The organism is Ligilactobacillus acidipiscis DSM 15836, from assembly GCF_001435755.1.
In the GTDB taxonomy this organism is placed as follows: domain Bacteria; phylum Bacillota; class Bacilli; order Lactobacillales; family Lactobacillaceae; genus Ligilactobacillus; species Ligilactobacillus acidipiscis.
Genome location: NZ_AZFI01000232.1, coordinates 1 through 2,254 on the forward strand (window position 1 = coordinate 1; position 2,254 = coordinate 2,254).

Here is a 2,254-nt window from a genome sequence, read left to right on the forward strand (position 1 = left end):
TCTAAATGTTACAAACTAGCACCACACGTATTGTAATGTATTTTAGTAAGCGTTAAATAGCATCTCAATCAATTAAGGGAGGAAATTTACGTGTTAGATTTTACTTTTAAAAATACCACCGATATTCGTTTCGGCAATGACCATATCGATGCTGAGTTGCATGATGTGCTCAGTCATTATGGTAAAAATGTTCTTTTAGTGTATGGTGGACATTCGATCAAGAATAGTGGACTGTACGAACGTGTTTTAGATTTGATCAAAGACCTTAACATTACAGAGTTGGCTGGGATCGAACCTAATCCTAAGATAGACTCGATCCGCCAAGGTCAAAAACTCGCTAAGGACAACCAGATCGATGTTATTTTGGCTGTTGGCGGCGGTTCAGTGATCGATGCAGCTAAGGTGATCGGTTCTGCAGCATACTATGACGGTGATCCTTGGGAGCTAGTCATTGACCCAGCCAAACGTTTTGAAATTAACCAATTACCATTAGTTGATATTTTAACTCTGTCAGCAACGGGATCAGAAATGAACTTTGGTTCTGTCATTTCTAACCCGGAGATCCCGCAAAAGAAAGGTACTGGCGGTCCAAATTCACCTGCAGTTTCATTCTTAGACCCGACTTTGACTTACACGGTTCCTGCCCGACAAACGGCTGCTGGTGCTAGTGACATTTTCAGTCATTTATGTGAACAATACTTTGACAATAACGCCAGTAACGATGTTTCTAAAAGTATGATCGAAGGCTTAATGCGGACGGTGATCTACTGGGCACCGATTGCGGTCAAGGAACCAGAAAACTATGATGCTCGTGCCAATCTGATGTGGGCTGCCACGATGGCCTTGAATGGGATCGTTGGCACTGGAACGGTCAATAGCTGGACAGTTCATCCGCTTGAACATGAATTATCAGCTCATTATGACATCACGCACGGGATCGGCTTAGCTATTTTAACGCCGCGTTGGATGCAATTTGCTTTAAATGCCAATACCAAACCGTTATTTGCTCGTTTTGCCAGAGCAGTATGGGATCAATACGGCTATGACGATATGGAATTAGCTGAGAACTCGATCCGCCGGACACATGACTGGCTCAAATCGCTCAACTCAGAAATGACTTTACCAGATGTAGGTATCACAGATAATAGTAAATTTGCTGAAATGGCTCGAGCAGCGGTTGCCAGCGGAAAACTTGCAACCAACGCCTACGTACCTGTAACAGAAAAAGATGCCATTCATATTTACGAAGATTCAATGAAAGAATTTAAAGAATAACAGAATTTATTTTAAATGAAGGCGAGGTCAGGACAAAAACTGACCTTGCTATAGAAAACGGGTTGTGGAAATCAATTTTTGATTTCTGCAGCCCATTTTTTTGTAGCACATAATTTTCCAATCCCGGTATTCCAAAAGTTCCAAAGTTCAAGAAAGAAAAGGATAGTTACTCCTTGTGCAAATTTTTCCGACATAAATCATTGCTCTTTAGGGAAAACAATTTTACCTTTTTGTTATTTTAAATCTAACGTCAAGTCATAATCTTGATAGGCAGCATCATCTTCATAATTATCAGTATCATAATCAGCAGTGAATTTTAATCTAATACTGGTCAGGTCTGTCACATTATTTAACTCTTTGACTGGAAAAGAGATCCAACCGTCTTTTGTTGCATCTTTGGCGATCTCTCCATCCCAACTTTCATTACCTGTTGCTTCTTGTTGTTGACCATCATTATAGATTGCTGTCCCCTGTGTCGGGTAGAAGTTGATGTCGCGAGTTGGCGTCACTGACATGTGCAAGCGCACAAAACCATTAACATCAAACGTGCCATCGTTAGCAGAATCATATTCTTGTGCGGCAACTTGATCGATCTCGACCTTGTCGATAACGACTTTAGTATCGACCCAACTCTCATCCGTAAAATCAGCTGTGTAATCTTTTTGATCCTTCAACTGATAATCGTCATAGTTGATTTCAAGTTGTTTGCTATTTGCAGAACTTTTTTTGTGTTTGCTTTGGGCTTTTTTATCAGTCCCCTTTTCCTGAGCGGTTGTTTTGTGACCTGAAACTTGCTGTGTTTTGGGACTGCTGTTTGACGAACTTTCCTTTTGTTCCGAGCCGCATGCCGCTAACAAACTACTGCTTAATAAAAACACGGTTGTTATTGTCACGAATTTTCTCATAGCTTTTACCCCATTTATCAATATTTTTTAGACTTTTTTAGTCCCCCCGATTTAAAATTGAAGTGCAACACTTG

General features: G+C 40.5%; 2 protein-coding genes. One reads left to right on the forward strand and one right to left on the reverse strand.

The genetic code is table 11. The annotated features are described in order from the left end of the window. Nucleotides 1-90 precede the first annotated feature (90 nt). Nucleotides 91-1,275 (forward strand): iron-containing alcohol dehydrogenase, encoded by a 1,185-nt coding sequence (locus tag FC65_RS10190; protein ID WP_056972606.1) that lies wholly within the window; start codon nt 91-93, stop codon nt 1,273-1,275. A 233-nt stretch (nt 1,276-1,508) separates the two neighbouring features. Here FC65_RS10190 and FC65_RS10195 read toward each other — a convergent pair whose 3' ends face one another. Beyond that, entirely contained in the window at nt 1,509-2,180 is a 672-nt protein-coding gene (locus FC65_RS10195; protein ID WP_010499156.1) for a DUF4352 domain-containing protein, read from the reverse strand. Nucleotides 2,181-2,254 lie beyond the last annotated feature (74 nt).

Bases quoted from the DNA above. Each gene is read 5' to 3' on its own strand.
- FC65_RS10195 (WP_010499156.1), bottom strand. From the start codon at position 2,180: ATGAGAAAATTCGTGACAATAACAACCGTGTTTTTATTAAGCAGTAGT.